Source organism: Oribacterium sp. KHPX15, assembly GCF_900107835.1.
GTDB lineage: Bacteria > Bacillota > Clostridia > Lachnospirales > Lachnospiraceae > Oribacterium.
Genome location: NZ_FNRG01000015.1, coordinates 1 through 20,277 on the forward strand (window position 1 = coordinate 1; position 20,277 = coordinate 20,277).

Below are 20,277 nucleotides of genomic sequence, written 5' to 3' on the forward strand. Positions count from 1 at the left end.
AGTCAATGTAACCTGCCATTCAGGATGACCCAAATCCAGATTACCTGAAATTGAGTCAATGTAACCTGCTATTCAGGATGACCCAAATCCTGATTACCTGAAATTAAGTCATTATAACCTGCCATTTAGGATGACTCAAATGCTGGTAACCGGAATATGGATCAATGTAATGCCTTGTTCACTGCGAAAATAAGGCATCCTGGCTGAACTGTTACAAATAGACACTGCGGTGTTATAATGGCTACGAAGTATGTAGCGGCAGCAAGAAGGAGAATTTATGGATCTTATTAATGAGGCAAAAGGGTTCGAATCCCATCTTATAGATCTTAGGCGCTGGTTTCACAGGCACCCAGAGGTTTCGACTCAGGAAGTCGAAACTTCAAAAAAAATCCTGGAGGAGCTTTCAGATATAGGAGGTTATGAAATTAGGACCAATGTTGGGGGTCACGGGATTCTCGCGGAAATAATAGGAAAGGAAGCTGGAAAAACTGTATGTCTCAGAGCAGACATGGATGCACTTTCGGTAACCGAGGACACGGGTCTTCCTTTTTCTTCCGAAAATAGCGGTGTAATGCATGCCTGCGGCCACGATCATCACATTACCATGCTTCTTGGAGCAGCGAGACTTTTGAAACTTCATCAGGAGGATTTGAAAGGAACCGTGAGGCTCATTTTCCAGCCGGCGGAAGAATTTAATCCCCGAGGCGGTGCGAGAAACATGATCGCGGAAGGTGCGCTTCAGAATGCAGATGCGGTCTTCGGACTTCATGTGTGGCCAAACCTTCCCGCCGGAAAAATTGGTGTAAAAGCAGGCCCACAGATGGCAGCTTCTGACAGATTCACCATAGAGTTTCTGGGAGAAACCTCCCATGGCGCCATGCCGGATCAGGGAAATGATGCGCTGGTTGCAGGCTGTCAGTTTGTTAATGCTGTTCAGACTGTGGTTAGCAGAAATATGGATCCTATGCTGTCAGGAGTTATAACCATAGGAACTTTTCAGTCTGGATCCAGGTATAATGTCGTGCCGGGTTCCTGTAGGCTTGAAGGAACTGTGCGAAGTTTCGAGAAAAATATCAGAGAAACTGCCGAGAAGCGTATAAAAGAAATATTTGAAGGGATAAAGATAGCATTCTCCATAGACGGAGAACTGACCTATGAACATGGTTATAATGCTGTTATGAATGACCCTGAAATGGCAGATTACGTTTTATGTAAGGCAGAAGAACTTTTTGGAAAAGAAGACACCATAAGACTTGATAAACCGGCCATGACTGCAGAAGATTTTGCCTTTTATCTCGAAAAAACTCCGGGAGCTTTTTACTGGTTGGGAACCACAGATGAAGGTGATAAGGTTTGGCCTCTTCACTCAGCCCATTATAAAGGAAATGAAGCTGTCCTCTGTCGGGGTGCAGTCCTCATGGCAAAGTTGGCGCTGGATTACTGATGAAATAATTGGCATAACGAGAATGCCAAAAGCCCCAATGTCAAATGGTTTTGTCATAGCTTCTTCAAAATGAATTTTATCATCACGCAAATCAATTGTTGCTCCTTGCGTGGATGGGTTGGGATGTTTTTAAAGCTGATTTCTTTGCAGAAAGGAAAATCCTCTCATGATCGAACCTGAGTTAGCAAGAAAATTTATCGAGCAGGTCACCCAATATACGGGCTACAACATTAACATCATGGATGAATCGGGAGTGATCATAGCAAGCCGGGATCAGGAACGTGTGGGAAAGTACCACGAAGCTGCGAATCGAGTTATTCACAGTTCACAGGATGTTCTGGTGGTTCGGGAAGATTCATTATTCCCCGGAGTGCTTCCGGGCATAAATATGGCTATAGTTTGCGATGGGCGTAAAGAAGGAGTTGTGGGAGTTACCGGAGATCCGGATCAGATACATGATGTTGCGCTCATTACCCGTATGGCCATTGAGACCATGCTTAAATTTGAAAAGCAGCAGGAGAGCATTCGCCTCAGAAGAAGCAGGAAAGAACATTTCCTGAATCTTTTAACCCAGGCGGAATATGCAGATGCAGCTGAGATCAGAAGCATCGCAAAGCAGTTGGAATATGATGAGTCACTGGTCAGAGTTCCGATTTTATGTAAATTGAATTTCGCGAAGATTGGAAAAACTGATAGGTCTGGAAACAAAGCTATGGAGCCTGATGAAGTGCTTGCCGTTCTCAGACAGGGAAAAGGACATTGGGTCCAGGATTTCAGTTTTGTAATGGATGACAACCACCTTCTGGTATTTAAGACGGTAAAGGTCGATGGACACAGGAATCTTACTGATTACAGAGAAGAGATTTCGATATATCTTGAGTACACCATCAGACAGCTGAAAGAAGCCGGCATCGGTGCAGTTTTTTATGTAGGTTCACTTCAGACCACTTTTTCCAGGTACTATCATGCCTTTCGCCACTGCCGGTGGCTGGAATCCCATATAAATTCTTCAGAAGAAATCATATTCTTCATGGATCATGTGCAGGAGTATTTTCATTCACTGGTTTCGAGGCAGGAGCTTCAGCAGGTTTTTTACATATATAAAAGCAGACTTAAAGAGGATCAGATAAAGCAGCTGACCGAAATGATCGGAGCTCTGGAAGAATCAAACTATAATTTGTCTGAAGCATCCAAAAAGCTCTATATCCATAAAAATACACTGATGTACAGATACAACAAAATGAAGGATTATTTGGGCATTAATCCATTGGAAAGTGCAAGGGACCGGGGATTCATGGATTTTTTGTACATGTATCTCATTGGCTAATGTATACAATGGGCAAACTTATACGGAACGCATGTTTTGTGTAGCAGACACAAATATATGCGCTCTTTTTATGCTCGGAAGTTCTATCCAAATCAGAAATTTTAAATAAAATATAGATATAGTTAATAAATGAGTGACTCAGAACAATAGAAACTAACGATTTTATGCAATGAACTTAACAAACTGCATAAATCGTTATGGTATGTCGTAACAAAAAAGGAGCAGACTATGAAACTGGTATTTGCATCGGATTCTTTCAAAGGCACATTGTCCAGCGAACAAACCATTGAATTACTTACAAAAGCAGCGCATGAGGTATTTGGTCCCTGTGAGACTATGGGTATCCCTGTTGCGGATGGCGGAGAGGGAACAACAGATGCCGTTATTCTGGCCAGAAAAGGCAAAAAGGTCTATAAGGAAGTACACGGTCCTCTGATGGAAGATGTCACAGCTTATTATGGACAGCTTAGTGATTCCGAGGTAATTCTTGAGATGGCACAGGCCTCAGGACTTCCCCTGGTTCCGGAGGATAAGAGGAATCCTCTTAACACCACAACCTATGGAACCGGAGAGCTTGTTAAGGCGGCGCTGGATGAAGGATTCGAGGATATATCCATTGCCATCGGCGGATCGGCAACCAATGACGGAGGCATGGGCTTTGCGAGTGCCCTGGGAGTAAAGTTTTTGGACATTAACGGAAACGTACTTGAAGGCAAGGGCAGCGAGCTTGAGAAGGTCGCTCATATAGATATGAGTGGTTTGGATGAGAGAGCAAAGAAGGCGCGTTTCACGGTTATGTGTGATGTTACAAATCCTCTTTGCGGAAAAGACGGAGCCACATTTACATTTGGAAAACAGAAGGGTGGAACCCACGAAATTCTGGAACGCCTCGAGAAAGGCATGTGTAATTATCGGGATGTGATCATAAAGGAGTTTGGAATTAATCCCGATGATATACAAGGAGCGGGAGCAGCAGGCGGACTTGGTACGGCGCTTAAAATATTTTTAAATGCAGAGATGAAGTCGGGTATCGAGACAGTGCTTGATCTCATCGGATTTGATAAACTTATAGAAGGTGCGGACCTGATAGTTACCGGAGAAGGCAGAACAGACTGGCAGAGCTGCTTCGGAAAGGTAATGCAGGGAGTCGGAGACAGAGCAAAGAGCCATGAGATTCCGGTTGCAGCCCTTTGCGGCGGTCTCGGAAAAGGCTATGAAGGAATATTCGAGCATGGAATCAATTCCATCATGACTACGGTGGATGGGCCAATGCCTCTGTCGGAAGCTCTGGATAGGGCAGAAGAGCTTTACTATAAGGGAGCTGTTCGAATGTTCCGGATGATCAACATATCTCTATAAAGAATGATTCTTTTTGATTTTTTAGAAATCAAGGTGGTATGGCGACCACGATAATGGTCGATTGGATTGACATCTGTGTGTCAGATGTTAAGGCTCAAAAACTGTGTTAATAGATGAGTAGATAGATAACGAAAGGAAGTAACCATGGAAGCACAATTTACAACTTTAGGAGCAATTATCGGACTGGCTGTTGCGATAATATTTATCATCAAAAAGGTCCAGCCGGCATATAGTCTTATTCTCGGAGCATTGATCGGAGGTCTGATCGGCGGAGGTGGTCTTTCCATAACAGTAAGCACCATGGTCAGCGGAGCAGGCTCAATGATGTCATCGGTTCTCAGAATTCTCACCAGCGGAATCCTGGCAGGAACATTGATCAAAACAGGAGCTGCAGAGAAAATCGCAGAAACCATTGTTGAGAAGCTTGGTGAAAAGAGAGCTGTGGCGGCAATTGCCATAGCCACCATGATTATCTGTGCGGTTGGTGTATTTATAGATATTTCCGTAATTACGGTTGCTCCCATAGCTTTGGCAATAGGAAAGAGAGCAGGTCTTTCAAAAAGCGGCATCCTTATCGCTATGATTGGTGGAGGAAAGGCCGGAAACATTATTTCCCCGAACCCCAATACAATTTCAGTATCAGAGGCATTTTCACAGGATCTTACAGCAGTAATGATGAGAAATGCAGTTCCTGCAGTATTTGCTCTTATAGTGTCCATCATTCTGGCTTCCATGCTTGTTAAAAAGAGCGGAGGAGAGATCACAGCCGATGACATGGAAGCTACAGGCGAAAAGAACCTTCCTGCATTTTTACCTGCAGTACTCGGTCCGGTTGTGGTTATAGTGATGCTTGCATTACGTCCTATCGCAGGAATAGCTATTGATCCTTTGATCGCACTTCCGGTGGGAGGTTTTGTGTGTATGCTTGCAACCGGTAAAGTCAAAAACTGTATCGAGTATATGGAATTTGGTCTCAGCAAGGTGATCGGTGTATCAATCCTTCTTATAGGTACCGGTACAATCGCAGGTATCATAAAGGCTTCTGCATTACAGTATGATGTGACAAACCTCCTTGAGGCAATGAATATGCCGGCTTTCGTTCTGGCTCCGCTTTCAGGAATACTTATGGCAGCAGCTACAGCATCAACCACAGCTGGAGCAACCGTTGCTTCACAAACCTTTGCTCCTACACTCCTTGCTAACGGTGTTTCAGCATTGGCCGCAGCAGCAATGATCCATGCCGGAGCAACAGTGCTGGATTCCCTGCCACACGGTTCCTTCTTCCACGCAACAGGCGGTGCAGTAAACCTTACCATCAGTGAGCGCATGAAACTGATTCCTTACGAAGCCATCATCGGTCTTACAAGTACTGTGGTTTCGGTTGTAATGTATATAATGATTCATTAACTTAAAACCGCCGGAGATTGATATAGTCTCCGGAGGTTCCTTAAATATATGCATCAGACAGGTATTTCATATTTTCGAATCTTTTTATTTTCCGGAGTCACCGTAGTTACTGAGAACGCGGGCTGAAGGGTCGTTAACATTACAACCCGGCCAGGTCTTGTTTGGCATCCAGAAATCAACTACCATTCCGGACTGACCGGGATAGTATTTCTCAAAGATGTCTCTGTAAAGGAGAGATTCCTTGGTGAAAGGTGTTGCATGAGTGTACTTTTCGCATCTTTCTTCAAATTCTTCATCAGTGTAGCTGGCCTCTGCGAATTCTGCCAGGTCGTCCTTAAGGCTGTGACCTACCGCATCGGAAAAAGCAGCCTTTTCACGCATGAGGATGTCTTCGGGAAGGATATGATCCTCTTCGAAGGCGTGGCGAAGGAGATATTTACCCTTGTTATAAGTGTTAAGCTTTCTTTCGGGGTCGATATGCATTACATAGTCTGTAAATGCCAGATCGCCGAAAGGTACGCGTGCCTCAAGGGAGTTTACGCTGATGCAGCGGTCCGCACGGAGAACGTCGTACATATGGAGCTCACGGACACGCTTTTCAGCTTCCTTTTGGAATTCCTCTGCAGACGGTGCAAAATCTGTGTACTTGTATCCGAAGAGCTCATCGGAAATCTCACCGGTGAGAAGTACGCGGATATCTGACTGCTCATGGATGGCTTTACATAAGAGATACATACCTATGGAAGCTCTTACGGTTGTAATATCGTAGGTTCCCAGAGCTTCAATGACCGGCTCGATGGCATTTATAACATCATTACGGTTAATTATAACTTCGTGGTGGTTTGATCCGATGTAATCCGCAACCTCTCTTGCATACTTAAGATCAATGGCGTCAATGTCCATGCCGATGGCATAGGTTTCAATGGGCTTGTTCAGAAGCTTTGCGGAAATAGCGCAAACGAGAGAAGAGTCGAGACCTCCGGAAAGCAGGAAACCGACAGGAGCATCCGCATCGAGACGCTTCTCTACACCCTTTATAAGAAGGTCATGAATGTTTTTTGAGATGGCATCAAGATCATCCTGCTTATTATATTTATTTACTTTGGAAACATCATAGTAGCAAATGAATTCGCCGTCCTTGTAGTAGTGTCCCGGCGGGAATGGCTTAACTTCATGGCAAAGCCCCACAAGGTTTTTGGGCTCGGAAGCGAAGGAGAGAACACCGTCTGTGGTTTCTCCATAGTAAAGGGGACGGATTCCGAAAGGATCCCTTCCTGCGATGTAGGATTCTGTTTCTGCATCATAGATAACCATGGCAAATTCAGCATCCAGCATTCTGAACATATCTGTTCCAAACTCTTTATAGAGGGGCAGAAGGATTTCGCAGTCGGAATCTGACTTAAAGGTGTAACCCTTCTTTATAAGCATTTCCTTTAATTTGCGGAAACCGTAGATTTCTCCGTTACATACGATATATGAGCCGTCAAGTTCAAAAGGCTGCATGCCGGCATCATTGAGTCCCATGATAGAAAGTCGATTGAAGCCAAGGAAACCATTACCTGTGTCGATGATCCTTGAGGCATCCGGACCTCTGGAGGTTGTTTTAAGAAGCGCAGTTTTAACAACTTCATACTGTGCGCGCTTATCACAGAAACCAATGATACTACACATAATCTGATACTCCCTAATAAGATAGTTATAGGATTTTGGTTTAATGTTTACGGACCTTTACAATGTTCTGACCGGGCTTAATTCATCAAACCTGAAAACAAAAAAGACGGCAAAGATCCCGGTGGTTAAACCGACATCGTTGCCGTCTTTATGGTTAGTGATTATTGCGCAGTAAAAAACAAATGTCAAGGAATAGCTTGTATAAATTTTTGCAATCCGAAATAACCTTGACAAGTATTTTGTGGTTCGTATAATGATGACAAAGGACAACGGCGTCCCGGTTATGATACCAGGGGTGTGTTGTCCTTTTCTTTATGTTTGAGTCAGCAGAGCTATGCGTAAGACTCGTAAAGAATGAATAATATACAGGAGCATTTAAAATGTCTGCAAGTATAAATGAGAATTTTTTGAAGCTTAATGAGAGCTATCTTTTTTCTGAGATTGCAAGGCGCATCCGTACCTGGCAGGAATCAAATCCTGATATCTCAGATAAGCTTATCCGCATGGGAATCGGAGATGTGACGAGACCTCTTCCAAAAACCGTTGTTAATGCCATGATTAAGGCAGCCGGAGAGATGGGCAAGCCTGAAACCTTCAGAGGCTACGGGCCTGAGCAGGGATATGATTTCCTTAAGGAAGCTATCAGAAATTACTATACAAAATTTGGAGTGGAACTTAATCCTGACGAAATATTCATTTCCGACGGTGCAAAGTCAGACCTTGGCAACATACTGGATCTTTTCGATAAAGACAATACTGTCCTTGTTACAGATCCTGTTTATCCGGTATATGTAGACACCAACATGATGGACGGAAGAAAGATAATCCTTGCAATGTCATCAGAGGACAATGGCTTCCTCCCGCTTCCGGCACCTGAATACAAAGCAGACATCATTTACCTCTGCAGCCCCAACAATCCTACCGGGGCGGTTTATAACAGAGAGGGCTTGCAGAAATGGGTTGATTTCGCAAGAGAGAATGATTCCATAATCCTGTTTGATGCAGCCTATGAGTGCTTTATAACCGGTGACTATCCTCACAGCATTTATGAGATTCCGGGAGCAAGAGAAGTAGCCATAGAGTTTTGCAGCCTTTCAAAGAAGGCAGGCTTTACCGGAACAAGATGCGGTTACACAGTGGTTCCCGATACCCTCACAAGAGGTGAAGGAAATCTCAATAAAATGTGGCTCCGCAGACAGACCACAAAATTTAATGGCGTAAGCTACATCACCCAGAGAGGCGCAGAGGCCGTATTCTCTCAGGAGGGTGAAAAAGAAATAGAAGAAAACATTCAGTATTATCGTGATAATGCGAAAATCATAACAGATACCATGGATAAGCTTGGTATTTACTACACCGGCGGAAAGAATTCCCCTTACATATGGTTAAAGTGTCCGGGAGATTTGGACAGCTGGGACTTCTTCGACAAGCTCCTTAAAGAAGCTTACGTAGTCGGAACCCCCGGGGCCGGCTTCGGAAAATCCGGAACAAATTTTTTCAGACTCACCGCATTTTCGACACACGATAACACCAGGGAAGCTATGAGGCGCTTCGAAGAATTTGTTGGTCAATTGGTAAAGTAATGTAGAAAACGGAAAGATGTGCCTACGCGCATCCGATGTTTTCCGGACGGGATTATTTTAGAAAAGCGAGTTTACTACAATGAATTTCAGTAATACAATATTCAGTACCTATGATGATTTTGAGGTGGAAAAAATGAATTCATATGAAGACGTCCTTGAATTTGTTGAGGATGAAAATGTCAAATTTATCAGACTCGCGTACTTTGATGTATTTGGAGTTCAGAAGAATATCGCCATCATGCCGGATGAGCTTAGGAGAGCATTTACCGAAGGCATAAGTATAGATGCAAGTTCCGTGGCAGGTTTCGGAGCAGAGGTTCACTCGGATCTTTTCCTGAGACCGGATCCCACAACACTTTCCATAGTTCCATGGAGACCAATCGATGGACGGGTTGCAAAAATGTTCTGTGATATAGAGTATCCTGATGGCAGCATGTTTCAGAGGGACAGTCGCTGGCTTTTGAAGCAGGCGGTGAGAATGGCCGAGGACAAAGGTTTTATTATTAATATCGGCACAGAGGTGGAGTTCTACATTTTTAAGCTTGATGAAAAAGGTGAGCCCACCAAGATACCTCAGGATAATGCAGGCTACATGGATATAGCACCTGAGGATCACGGTGAGAATATCCGAAGGGAGATCAGCTTCGCTCTGGTTGACATGGGTATCAGACCTGAGGCCAGTCACCACGAAATGGGTCCGGGACAGAACGAAGTAGATTTTCGTTATGCGGAACCTCTTGAGGCTGCGGATAATGCTTCAGCCTTTAAATGGGTGGTAAAATCCATAGCGAATTCAGATGGTGTATGGGCAGACTTCAGCCCGAAACCTCTCACCAATGAGCCGGGAAACGGTATGCATATAAACATTTCCGTAAGGTCAAAAGACGGAAAGGATTATACCGACAACTTTATGGCGGGAATACTTGATCATATCAGAGAGATCACACTTTTCCTTAATCCAAAAAGGGAGAGCTACGAGAGACTTGGTGATATGAAGGCACCAAAGTACGTAAGCTGGTCAGCTGAAAACCGTTCACAGCTTATCCGTATACCTGCCACAAGATCAGATCAAAAGAGAATTGAGCTCAGATCACCTGATCCAACCGCAAATCCTTATCTTGCGTTTATGCTCCTTATATACGCAGGAATCGATGGCATTGAGAGAAAGCTTGAGCCAATGGAGCCTTTGGATGTAAATCTTTTCAAGGCAGACACTTCCATAACTGATAAACTTAAGAGATTACCGCAGTCCCTTGATGAAGCCATAGCCTATGCAAGAGACTCTGAGTTTGTAAGGACACTTATTCCTGAAGGATATCTCGCAGCGTATTCAGGAGAGGAAGTTTAGAATATGTATCTGGTGATGCCAATGGTGGCATAGGCATCCAAGTTGAAACTCCCGGAGTCAGGACCGGGGAATGAGAAGTCCGAAATCATATTTCGGGCGTATGAACTGATTGTTTTAGGATTCTTGGTACTGCAAAAGTACCGTTTAGGGAGATTAACATGGAGAGAGCGGAGAAAGGGAGCAGTGTGCTGATTGCGGCTGCCATGGAAAAAGTGGCGACCCAGATCAAAGGGATTCTGCCCTCAGGATTTGGCAAGTTGTCATTTCAGCCGTCCATGACAAAGGTTAAGCAAAAGCTTATGGAAGAGAGTTTTGATCTCTTGATCATATATACCCCTCTTCCGGATGAGTTTGGTCTTCAGGCTGCATTGGAAATCGCAGCAAAATATCAGGCCATGAGTATACTTATGCTGGTGAACAAAGACGTTTACCAGGAGGTTCAGTACCGTTCCGGGGATTCCGGAATCATGGTTATGGCGAGACCTGTGAACCCGGCATTGTTCACATCATCAGTGCAGATGCTGAGCACAGTGAGTCATAAGGTACAAAGGGTTTTAAAAGAAAATCAGAAGCTTCAGCGAAAGCTTGAAGATGAGAAATATGTGACCAGAGCCAAATGCCTTCTCATCGAAAGAGGCGGCATGACTGAGCCTGAGGCACATAAATATCTTGAAAAAGAGGCCATGAATGCTTCCATCACAAGAAGAGAAGCTGCAATAAAGGTCATCCGTGAAAACGGAAGGATAGTCACCAATCTGTAATAAACACCTATGTTTAAGATTCCTTAATATCATGAATGTCGAAATTCATAAGCAAAGGTTTTTATAAAACAATTCAATAACATGATAACTAAAGAGGACAATGACGTTCGGTTTGATAAACTGCGTCATTGTCCTCTTTTTTTATATTTATAAATCACTTAATTATGTATGTTTACAATGAGGGAGGAGAATTTATGAGTACATCTACAATTTCTGACATTTACGGAAGCCTTGTATTTAACGACAAGATAATGAGGGAGAGACTTCCTAAGGATATTTATAAGGCTGTTCACAAGACCATACAGAATGGTTCACATCTTGAAATAGATGTGGCAAATACTGTTGCCGCAACCATGAAGGAGTGGGCATTGGAAATGGGAGCTACCCATTTTACTCACTGGTTCCAGCCTATGACAGGACTCACAGCTGAGAAGCATGACAGTTTCATTACCCCTACCTCAGACGGAGGAGTACTTCTGGAGTTCTCCGGCAAGGAGCTTGTAAAGGGTGAACCTGATGCATCATCCTTCCCTTCAGGAGGCTTGAGAGCTACCTTTGAGGCAAGAGGATATACTGCATGGGATCCTTCTTCTCCTGCATTTATAAAGGACGGAACACTGTACATACCGACAGCATTCTGCTCATACACAGGTGAAGCTCTCGACAAGAAGACTCCGCTTCTCAGATCCATGGAGACTTTAAGTGAATCTGCCACAAAGCTTCTTCATATTCTCGGAAAAACAGGAGTTACAAGAGTTGACACGACTGTTGGTTCAGAGCAGGAATATTTCCTTATCGACAAGGATCTCTACAAGGAGAGAGAAGACCTTCTTCTTACAGGACGTACACTTATCGGTGCTCCTGCTCCAAAGGGACAGGAAATGGAGGATCATTATTTCGGAGTTCTGAAGCCAAAGGTTTCAGCATTCATGCATGACCTTGATGAGGAGCTCTGGAAACTGGGTATCCCGGCAAAGACCAAGCATAACGAGGTTGCACCTTCACAGCATGAGCTTGCACCTGTATTTGAGACTGCAAACATTGCAGTTGACCATAACCAGCTTACCATGGAGATGATGAAGAAGGTTGCCGACAAGCACAATTTCGCATGTCTACTTCACGAAAAGCCATTTGAGGGAATCAACGGCTCCGGTAAGCACAACAACTGGTCAATGATCACATCAGAGGGCGAGAACCTTCTGGATCCCGGCAAGAACCCTGAGAAGAACACTCAGTTCCTGCTTTTCCTTGCTGCAATTATCAAGGCTATCGATGAGTATCAGGATATCATGAGAGTGTCCGTTGCTTCTGCCGGTAATGATCACAGACTTGGCGCAAACGAAGCACCTCCGGCTATCGTTTCCGTTTATGTAGGTGATGCCCTCGAGAGGGTACTTGAATCCATCGAAAATGGTGAGGCTGATTTCAAGTCGGATGCTGCAACCCAGATGGAAACAGGTGCACACGTACTTCCTCATTTCAGAAAGGACAACACCGACCGTAACAGAACATCGCCTTTCGCATTTACAGGAAACAAGTTCGAGTTCCGTATGCCCGGTTCCTCACTTTCAGTTGCAGACCCTAACATCGTCCTTAATACCGCTGTTGCTGAGGCTATCGATCAGATTGCAGACAGACTTTCGGGAACAGCACCTGAGAACATCGAGGAAGAGGCCGGAAAGCTTATTAAGGAACTCATTGAGGAGCACAGAAGAATAGTATTTAACGGAAACGGCTACACAGACGAGTGGGTAGAGGAAGCCGAGAGGAGAGGTCTCTTTAACCTTAAGTCACTTCCGGAAGCTATGCCGAGACTTATTGCCGAGAAGAACAAACAGCTCTTCATAAAGCATCATGTATTTACCGAATCAGAAATAGATTCAAGATATGAGATATTCCTTGAGAACTACGCAAAGACCATCCGTATCGAAGCTTTGACCATGCTTGAGATGGTTAAGAAGGACTTTACAGAAGGTCTTCTCAAATATCAGACAGAGGTTACAGCTACTGCACTTTCCAAGAAACAGCTGCTTTCAGATGTAGCCTGCACTTTTGAAACAGGCATCCTTGCAAAGCTTGATGCAGAGGCAGTTGAGATAAGCAAGGGCATAGAGAAACTGGAAAAAGACCTTCACTTTACAGAGGGACTCGGTGACAGCCTTTCACAGGCGAGAGCTTACCATGACAAGGTACTGAGCGACATGGAGGAGCTTAGAGCACATGTTGACCATGCAGAAAGCATGATCCCGGAAAGCTGCCTGCCATATCCGACCTATTCAAAGCTTCTTTTCTCATTGAGATAAGAACATACATAAGACAAAGATTTCCTGCATAGCTGCAGGGCAGATCCTGCAGGAGTGGATGCTGCCTACGACTTGTTTTTTGATCGTGGGCGGTATCATTCCTGCTTGATTTGTACTATAGGACTTTTATTCCTTAGTGATATGGGAAAAGTGATGAACAGATATATCTTGAAGGTGTTAATCATCAAATGGGTTGGCGTGGCAGCTATTAAGGTTTAAATAGCAGCGTTAATAGGTGAGGAGAATATAAATGGAGAATTATCAAAATACAAATCAGGAGGCCGCCAATGTAACTGCCGGTAACTGCTTCATAGTTCCGGAAGAACTCCGCGGCCACAATACATTATGGAGACCGGTTTCCTCGGGACACCCTGAGGAGCTTGGCAATGATGCCTGCGGAATAGGTACAGTCGTAAACATTGACGGTACAAAGGACGGAAAGGTCCTTGATGATGCCCTTCATATAGTGGAAAAGCTGGAGCATCGTGCCGGAAAGGATGCCACAGGTAAGGTGGGAGACGGTGTAGGTATACTTCTCCAGATAAGTCATGATTTCTTTAAAAAGGCAGCAAAGGAAGCCGGAATTGTGCTTAGAGAAGAAAGAGATTACGGCGTTGGAATGTTCTTTTTCCCTGAGAATGAAAAGAAGAGAACCTTCGCAAAAAGGATGTTTGAAGTCATCGCAAAAAAGAACGGGCTCACTGTCCTTGGCTGGAGACCGGTTCCCTCGCATCCCGAGATTCTGGGAAAGATAGCATTGGACTGCATGCCCTGTATAGAGCAGTGCTTCATTGAAAGACCTGAGGGAGTGGAGAGAGGCATTGATTTTGACAGAAGGTTATATGTTCAGAGACGTGAGTTCGAGCAGTCCTCTGAGGACACCTATATCTGTTCTCTGAGCTCCAGAACCATCGTATATAAGGGAATGTTTCTGGTGGGACAGCTTCGTGCTTTCTATGATGATCTGAGGGATCCTGACTATAAAACTGCCATTGCTATAGTCCATTCAAGATTCTCCACCAATACAACTCCCAGCTGGGATCGTGCCCATCCCTACCGTATGCTTGCCCATAACGGTGAGATCAATACCATCAGGGGAAATATTGACAGAATGCTGGCCCGCGAAGAAACCATGCAGAGTCCGTTCCTGGATAAAGAGGTTGAGAAGATATTCCCGGTGGTGGAGCGAAACGGTTCCGATTCCTCCATGCTGGACAATACTTTGGAATTTATGTATATGAACGGCATGGGGCTGCCCCTTGCCATGACTGTGACCATTCCCGAGCCCTGGAAGCACAACCGCTTTATGGACCAGGATAAGAGGGATTTTTATCATTACTATGCGACAATGATGGAGCCCTGGGATGGTCCTGCAGCCATTATCTTTTCCGATGGAGATGTAGTGGGAGCAACTCTGGATCGAAACGGACTCAGACCTTCGAGATATTACATTACCGACGATAACAGACTGATCCTTGCCTCTGAAGTGGGAGTTCTTGATATTGACTCAAAGCATATCGTAGATAAGTCAAGACTTCAGCCCGGGCGTATGCTCCTTGTGGATACCAGACAGAAAAGGATAGTATCGGATTCCGAGATAAAGAAGTATTATGCCGAGAAGAATCCTTACGGAGAGTGGCTTGACAGAAATCTTCTGCATCTTGAGGATATCAGGATCCCGAACCACAAGGTGGAAACCCACGACAGGGAGCAGAGAGACAGGCTTTACAAGGCTTTCGGCTACACCCATGAGGATGTGAAGTCCATAATCCTTCCCATGGCGCAGAATGGTGTTGAGGACACTGCCTCCATGGGACATGACACACCCCTTGCCGTGCTTGACAATAAGCATCAGCTCCTGTTCAGGTATTTTAAGCAGCTTTTTGCCCAGGTTACAAATCCTCCCATCGATTCACTTCGTGAAAAGGTAGTTACGGATACAACTGTGTACCTTGGCTCTGACGGAAACCTCCTTCAGGAAAAGGCGGAGAACTGCCGGGTTCTGGAGATAACAAATCCTATCCTTACGGGAGTAGAGCTTTTGAAGATAAAAGAGCTTTCAGCTCCTGGCTTCAAGTCAGCTGTTGTGTCGCTGCTTTACTACCAGAATACTTCTCTTGAAAGAGCCCTCCAGCAGTTAAATATCACTGTGGACCGTGCCTATCAGAGAGGCTGCAACATTATCATCCTCAGTGACAGGGGAGTTGATGAAAACCACGTTGCCATCCCTTCGCTGCTTGCTGTGAGCTCCGTTGAACAGCATCTGGTGCTTACAAAGAAGAGGACTGCGGTTTCCCTTATTCTCGAGTCTGCAGAACCGAGAGATGTTCATCAGTTTGCGGCGATCCTTGGCTTTGGTGCCCGTGCCATCAATCCATATCTCGCACATGAGTGTATAGCCGAGATCATCGATGAAGGATATCTCGACAAGGACACACATACGGCTATCGAAGACTACAACAAGGCGGTCCTCCACGGCATAGTAAAGATTTCGGCGAAGATGGGTATATCCACCATCCAGTCCTACCAGTCGGCGAAGATATTTGAAGCCATCGGGCTTAGCCGTGAGTTTACGGACAAGTATTTTACAGGCACTGTTTCAAGGGTAGGAGGCATCGGCATAAAAGAAATATCCGAAGGCGTAAACTGGAGGCATGAGCTGGCCTTTGATCCTCTGGGACTCAATGGGGCAGATGGGGATGAGTCAATGTTTTACAGTGTACCCGCCCTTAAGAATAGGAAGATCTCTTTAGAGGCTTCCGGGGAGGAAAATGAAAAGCTTCAGAAGCTGAGGATGGCAAATTTCTGCAATGTTAAAGATAAGGATGAACACCTTTATACTCCAAAGACCATAAAGGCACTGCAGCAGGCAGTGCAGAAGGGGGACTACAAGAGGTTTAAGGAATACAGCGCCATGATAGATGATGCACCTATTCCCCATGCCCTTCGAGGCATCATGGAATTCGCTCCAAAAAATAAGCCGGTTCCTCTCAGTGAGGTTGAGCCTGTGGAGTCCATCGTGAAGCGTTTCAAGACAGGTGCAATGTCTTACGGCTCCATTTCCCTGGAAGCCCATGAGACTATGGCCGTTGCCATGAACCGCCTTGGCGGAAAGTCAAATTCGGGCGAAGGTGGAGAGGATCCTTCAAGATACGGAACAGAGAGGAATTCTGCCATAAAGCAGGTGGCCTCGGGACGTTTCGGCGTTACGGGATCCTATCTTAATTCCGCAAGTGAGATACAGATAAAGATGGCTCAGGGCGCAAAGCCGGGCGAAGGCGGACATCTTCCGGGAAAGAAGGTTTACCCCTGGATCGCAAAGACCAGATTTTCAACTCCCGGTGTATCCCTGATCTCACCGCCGCCTCATCACGATATCTACAGTATCGAGGATCTGGCGCAGCTTATTTATGATCTTAAGAATGCAAACCGCCGTGCAAGGATTTCGGTGAAGCTGGTTTCGGAAAACGGTGTGGGAACCATTGCCTGCGGTGTTGCCAAGGCAGGTGCCCAGGTCATCCTGATCTCTGGTTATGACGGAGGAACCGGTGCGGCCCCCATGACTTCCATTCATCACGCGGGACTTCCCTGGGAGCTGGGAATCACTGAGGCTCACCAGACACTTATCCGTAACGGACTTCGCAACAGGGTAATGCTGGAGACGGATGGTAAGCTTATGACCGGTCGTGATGTTGCCATCGCAGCCCTTCTCGGTGCCGAGGAGTACGGCTTTGCCACAACGGCTCTTGTGAGCATGGGATGTATGATGATGAGAGTCTGCCATAAAGATACCTGCCCCTTCGGAGTTGCCACCCAGAACGACAAACTCCGTGCAAAGTTCAAGGGCAAGCCGGAGTATGTTATGAACTTTATGAAGTTTATAGCTCAGGAGCTCCGTGAAATCATGGCAGAGCTTGGCTTCAGAACTGTGCAGGAGATGGTTGGACGTACCGACTGCCTGACTTTTTCCGAGGAGCGTGCCAATGTTACCGACCGTGCCAAAAAGGTAGACCTTTCAGCCATACTCGACCCTGAGTTCGCAAGTCTTCCGGAGAATGTACGCCATTTCGATCCGGAACATGTTTACGATTTCCATCTGGAGAAGACATTGGACGAAGACGTACTTCTGCCTAAATTCAAGGGGGCTTTAGAGAAGGGTGAGCATCATGAGGAGAAGGTTAAGGTTTCAAGTACCAACCGTACCTTCGGAACCATCCTGGGTTCTGAGATAACAGATAATTACTGGATGGGTGAACAGACCCGGGAGCTCCAGGATGATACCTTTGTTGTGGAAGCCTACGGCGGTGGAGGACAGTCCTTCGGTGCCTTCATCCCTAAGGGTCTCACCATCAGGCTTCACGGTGATGCCAATGACGGTTTCGGAAAGGGCTTAAGCGGCGGAAAGCTTATCGTGACACCGCCTAAAGGAAGGGCATTCCGTCCGTCCGAAAACATTATCATCGGTAACGTGGCGCTTTATGGTGCAACCTCCGGAAAGTGTTATGTTGAAGGTATAGCCGGAGAACGTTTCTGCGTGAGAAACTCCGGTGCCACGGCGGTGGCTGAGGGCTGCGGTGACCACGGTCTTGAGTACATGACCGGCGGCCGTGCGGTTATCCTCGGGCACACAGGAAAGAACTTTGCGGCAGGTATGTCCGGTGGTATCGCCTATGTTCTTGATGAAGACCATTCACTGTATCTGAAGCTCAACAAGGATATGGTACAGCTCCGGGAGGTGACGGAAAGATACGACGTGAAGGAGCTTAAGGCCATAATTAAGGACTATGTTCAGGAGACCGGCTCCGAGCTTGGAAAAGAAATACTTGATAATTTCGACAGATTCCTTCCGAGCTTCAAGAAGATAGTTCCGAACGATTACCAGAAGGTGCAGGACGCTGTAAATCATTTTGAGGACAGCGGCTCTTCACCGCAGGATGCGGAGATGGAAGCCTTTAAGCTGTTGTTTAGCTAAAGGGCTGAACTGAGGAGGGGGTATAGGGGAGGTCAGACCTTTTCTGAATGACCTATATCTCCAAAAACAGAATATGAGTCAATGAAGAACCTGATTCTGAATGACCTATATTCCAAAAAACAGAATATGAGTCAATGAAGAACCTGATTCTGAATGACCTATATTCCAAAAAACAGAATATGAGTCAATGAAGAACCTGATTCTGAATGACCTATATTCCAAAAAACAGAATATGAGTCAATGAAGATCTTGATTCTATATGACCTATATCTCTAAAAACAGATTATAGGTCAAGGAGCGACCAATTTATAAACCTAAAATAAATAGTAAAAACCCTATTTACAAATATATGATTTGATTGTATCATCTTCATGTTTTTTAGAGATATCACGAGGTGACAAAGGTGTCACAGGGACTTTAAAAGGTCCCTGGCCTTTGTCACCTCTTTTTTTTGTATTTTGAAAGGGGACTCTATGATCAAGTACGTTTTTGTAACCGGTGGTGTAGTTTCAGGACTCGGAAAGGGCATTACTGCAGCTTCCCTTGGAAGGCTTCTTAAGGCAAGGGGCTACAAGGTGACCATGCAGAAATTTGATCCATATATAAACATTGACCCGGGTACCATGAACCCCATCCAGCATGGTGAGGTTTTTGTAACTGATGATGGCACCGAGACTGATCTTGATCTCGGTCACTATGAGCGTTTTATCGATGAGTCCCTGGATCACCGTTCCAATATCACATCAGGAAAGGTTTACTGGTCTGTTCTTAACAAGGAGCGTCACGGTGAGTATGAAGGCCACACAGTTCAGGTCATACCTCACATCACAAACGAGATAAAGTCCGATTTCTACCGCTCAGAGGATCCTTCCGAGGATCGCATTGCCATCATTGAGGTAGGCGGCACAGTGGGAGACATCGAGTCTCAGCCCTTCCTTGAGGCCATCCGTCAGTTCCAGCATGATATCGGACGTGAAAATGCCATCATGATACATGTGACACTCGTGCCGTACCTTCATGCCTCCGAGGAGCTTAAGACAAAGCCCACACAGATGAGCGTTCGTGAGCTTCAGCGTCTCGGACTTCAGCCGGATATCCTTGTATGCCGCACCGAGTATCCGATTCCTCAGGACATAAGAGAGAAGATCGGTATGTTCTGTAACGTGCCATCAAACCACGTGCTTCAGAACACCAATGCAGAATTTATTTACGAGGTTCCTCTTCTTATGGAGCGTGAGCATCTTGCACAGTCAGTATGCGAATGTCTACACCTCCCATGCCCGGAGCCTGACCTTACTTCCTGGACGGCAATGGTGGAGAATCTCCGTCATCCGGAAAAGGAAACCGTTATTGCCATCGTCGGAAAGTATACTCAGCTTCACGACGCCTACCTTTCCGTTGCGGAATCACTTAAGCACGGCGCCATCGCAAATAATGCAAAGGTAAACATCCGCTGGGTGGATTCCGAAGAGGTTGAAAAGGAGGGAGCAGCCACTTTATTAAAGGGGGTTAACGGCATCCTCATCCCGGGCGGGTTCGGTCAGCGCGGAATCGAAGGCATGATTATGTCGGCGCAGTATGCCCGTGAGAATAAGATACCTTATCTCGGAATCTGTTTGGGAATGCAGATTTCCATCATAGAATTTGCAAGAAATGTTCTCGGCTGGAAGGATGCAGACTCCACGGAATTTAAGCCGGAGACCACACATCCTGTCATCGATCTTATGCCAGAACAGAAAACAGTCACAGACCTTGGAGGAACCATGCGTCTCGGAGCCTATCCATGTGAGCTGAGAGAGGGTTCAAAGCCGGAAAGACTTTACGGAACTACTTCCATAACCGAGCGTCACAGACACAGATATGAAGTTAACAATGATTACAGGGAAGATCTGGAAGCAGCCGGAATGATGCTTGTGGGACAGTCCCCGGACGGTCATATAGTTGAGATGATCGAGCTTAAGGAGCATCCCTATTTCGTTGCAACACAGGCACACCCCGAATTTAAATCACGACCCAATAAAGCACACCCTCTTTTCAGGGGACTTATTGAGGCTGCATTAAACTAAAGAAATGTGTTGAGGCAGCCTGATAAAATGCAGGTA

General features: G+C 45.6%; 11 protein-coding genes. 10 read left to right on the forward strand and 1 reads right to left on the reverse strand.

Annotated features, from left to right (window positions below):
• The first annotated feature begins 277 nt into the window (after nt 1–277).
• The 4 genes from BLV86_RS10065 (at nt 278) to BLV86_RS10080 (ending at nt 5,537) form a co-directional block, all read left to right on the forward strand.
• Nucleotides 278–1,444 carry a M20 metallopeptidase family protein gene (locus BLV86_RS10065; protein ID WP_090816764.1) on the forward strand — a complete coding sequence of 389 codons (1,167 nt, stop codon included), beginning with the start codon at nt 278–280 and terminating at the stop codon, nt 1,442–1,444.
• A gap of 166 nt (nt 1,445–1,610) precedes the next feature.
• Nucleotides 1,611–2,771: a CdaR family transcriptional regulator gene (locus BLV86_RS10070; RefSeq protein WP_029201203.1), complete on the forward strand. Its 1,161-nt coding sequence runs from the start codon at nt 1,611–1,613 to the stop codon at nt 2,769–2,771.
• 228 nt (nt 2,772–2,999) lie between these two features.
• Entirely contained in the window at nt 3,000–4,130 is a 1,131-nt protein-coding gene (locus BLV86_RS10075; RefSeq protein ID WP_090816767.1) for a glycerate kinase family protein, read from the forward strand.
• Nucleotides 4,131–4,274: 144 nt separating this feature from the next.
• Nucleotides 4,275–5,537: a GntP family permease gene (locus BLV86_RS10080; protein ID WP_029201201.1), complete on the forward strand. Its 1,263-nt coding sequence runs from the start codon at nt 4,275–4,277 to the stop codon at nt 5,535–5,537.
• 84 nt (nt 5,538–5,621) lie between these two features.
• Here BLV86_RS10080 and asnB read toward each other — a convergent pair whose 3' ends face one another.
• Entirely contained in the window at nt 5,622–7,208 is a 1,587-nt protein-coding gene (gene asnB / locus BLV86_RS10085; RefSeq protein WP_090816772.1) for an asparagine synthase B, read from the reverse strand.
• 380 nt (nt 7,209–7,588) lie between these two features.
• Between asnB and BLV86_RS10090 the strand changes: the two genes are divergently transcribed.
• The 6 genes from BLV86_RS10090 (at nt 7,589) to BLV86_RS10115 (ending at nt 20,241) form a co-directional block, all read left to right on the forward strand.
• Nucleotides 7,589–8,791 carry an LL-diaminopimelate aminotransferase gene (locus BLV86_RS10090; protein ID WP_090816775.1) on the forward strand — a complete coding sequence of 401 codons (1,203 nt, stop codon included), beginning with the start codon at nt 7,589–7,591 and terminating at the stop codon, nt 8,789–8,791.
• 133 nt (nt 8,792–8,924) lie between these two features.
• The gene (locus tag BLV86_RS10095; protein WP_090816930.1) at nt 8,925–10,139 is read left to right on the forward strand and encodes a glutamine synthetase family protein; all 1,215 of its coding nucleotides are present in this window, start codon (nt 8,925–8,927) and stop codon (nt 10,137–10,139) included.
• A gap of 158 nt (nt 10,140–10,297) precedes the next feature.
• A complete protein-coding gene (locus BLV86_RS10100; RefSeq protein ID WP_049962387.1) occupies nt 10,298–10,900 on the forward strand; it encodes an ANTAR domain-containing response regulator in 603 nt (200 codons plus the stop codon).
• A gap of 194 nt (nt 10,901–11,094) precedes the next feature.
• Nucleotides 11,095–13,203 carry a glutamine synthetase III family protein gene (locus BLV86_RS10105; RefSeq protein ID WP_031552336.1) on the forward strand — a complete coding sequence of 703 codons (2,109 nt, stop codon included), beginning with the start codon at nt 11,095–11,097 and terminating at the stop codon, nt 13,201–13,203.
• A gap of 250 nt (nt 13,204–13,453) precedes the next feature.
• Nucleotides 13,454–18,175 (forward strand): glutamate synthase-related protein, encoded by a 4,722-nt coding sequence (locus tag BLV86_RS10110; RefSeq protein ID WP_090816778.1) that lies wholly within the window; start codon nt 13,454–13,456, stop codon nt 18,173–18,175.
• Between the two features lie 473 nt (nt 18,176–18,648).
• The gene (locus BLV86_RS10115; protein ID WP_090816781.1) at nt 18,649–20,241 is read left to right on the forward strand and encodes a CTP synthase; all 1,593 of its coding nucleotides are present in this window, start codon (nt 18,649–18,651) and stop codon (nt 20,239–20,241) included.
• Nucleotides 20,242–20,277: the final 36 nt, after the last annotated feature.

Bases quoted from the DNA above. Each gene is read 5' to 3' on its own strand.
- BLV86_RS10065 (WP_090816764.1), top strand. From the start codon at position 278: ATGGATCTTATTAATGAGGCAAAAGGGTTCGAATCCCATCTTATAGAT.
- BLV86_RS10070 (WP_029201203.1), top strand. From the start codon at position 1,611: ATGATCGAACCTGAGTTAGCAAGAAAATTTATCGAGCAGGTCACCCAA.
- BLV86_RS10075 (WP_090816767.1), top strand. From the start codon at position 3,000: ATGAAACTGGTATTTGCATCGGATTCTTTCAAAGGCACATTGTCCAGC.
- BLV86_RS10080 (WP_029201201.1), top strand. From the start codon at position 4,275: ATGGAAGCACAATTTACAACTTTAGGAGCAATTATCGGACTGGCTGTT.
- asnB (WP_090816772.1), bottom strand. From the start codon at position 7,208: ATGTGTAGTATCATTGGTTTCTGTGATAAGCGCGCACAGTATGAAGTT.
- BLV86_RS10090 (WP_090816775.1), top strand. From the start codon at position 7,589: ATGTCTGCAAGTATAAATGAGAATTTTTTGAAGCTTAATGAGAGCTAT.
- BLV86_RS10095 (WP_090816930.1), top strand. From the start codon at position 8,925: ATGAATTCATATGAAGACGTCCTTGAATTTGTTGAGGATGAAAATGTC.
- BLV86_RS10100 (WP_049962387.1), top strand. From the start codon at position 10,298: ATGGAGAGAGCGGAGAAAGGGAGCAGTGTGCTGATTGCGGCTGCCATG.
- BLV86_RS10105 (WP_031552336.1), top strand. From the start codon at position 11,095: ATGAGTACATCTACAATTTCTGACATTTACGGAAGCCTTGTATTTAAC.
- BLV86_RS10110 (WP_090816778.1), top strand. From the start codon at position 13,454: ATGGAGAATTATCAAAATACAAATCAGGAGGCCGCCAATGTAACTGCC.
- BLV86_RS10115 (WP_090816781.1), top strand. From the start codon at position 18,649: ATGATCAAGTACGTTTTTGTAACCGGTGGTGTAGTTTCAGGACTCGGA.